Raw genomic sequence first — 699 nt, 5'->3', positions numbered from 1 at the left:
CGGTCCTATACGCTGTGTACGCGACGTTGACGAGTAAAATATTCATAACTTAATTTTTATTGACTTTATCCGCAATGGCAGTTTTTGCAAAACTTATCAACATATCGGCTACGGCGCTGTTGCTTATGACAGCTTCGTGCAGTGACGAACGCTTCAACGACACGATAATCGACACCGACGCACTCCCCGGCGACCGGGCCGAGACTTTCGAGGTGCCTCTGCGGCTACATACCGACAAGCCCACACTCATAGGCAAGCCCCTCGTCAACGACATACCGTCGCGCGCCGAAGGCGATGACACTGCCGATGACCCCGAAAAAGCGGCCGAGGAAGCGCTCCACGACATATGGGTGTTCCAGTACGACAACGACGGAAAGCAGCTCATAGCGCCACGATATTATGAAGTGACATCGACAGAGATCAGAAAACTGAACATACGTCTGGCAGAGGGAAACGACAGCCGCGTATTTGTCCTCGCCAACACATGTGACCCCGAATGGGCCAAGGACAAGGACCTGTCCACTCAGGAAAAATTCATAGACTACAAATATCCATTCACAGAGGATAATGTCGAGATGGGAGAAGACGAGTATCTGCTCATGGAAGGCTCCGTAAAAGACACCATACGCAAAGAGACTGACCTCGACCCGATAGACATACACCTGACGCGAATGATGGCAAAGATAAGCTTCAAGTACG

The 699-nt window shown here is 50.8% G+C and carries 1 protein-coding gene; it reads left to right on the top strand.

Features of this window, described 5'->3' with window-relative positions:
- Nucleotides 1-74 precede the first annotated feature (74 nt).
- A partial coding sequence (locus tag FW767_RS12970; protein WP_394349350.1) for a fimbrial protein occupies nt 75-699 on the top strand: 625 nt, incomplete at its 3' end.

This window comes from Heminiphilus faecis (genome assembly GCF_008728965.1).
In the GTDB taxonomy this organism is placed as follows: Bacteria; Bacteroidota; Bacteroidia; order Bacteroidales; family Muribaculaceae; genus Muribaculum; species Muribaculum faecis.
This window is presented reverse-complemented; position numbering and strand designations above follow the sequence as displayed.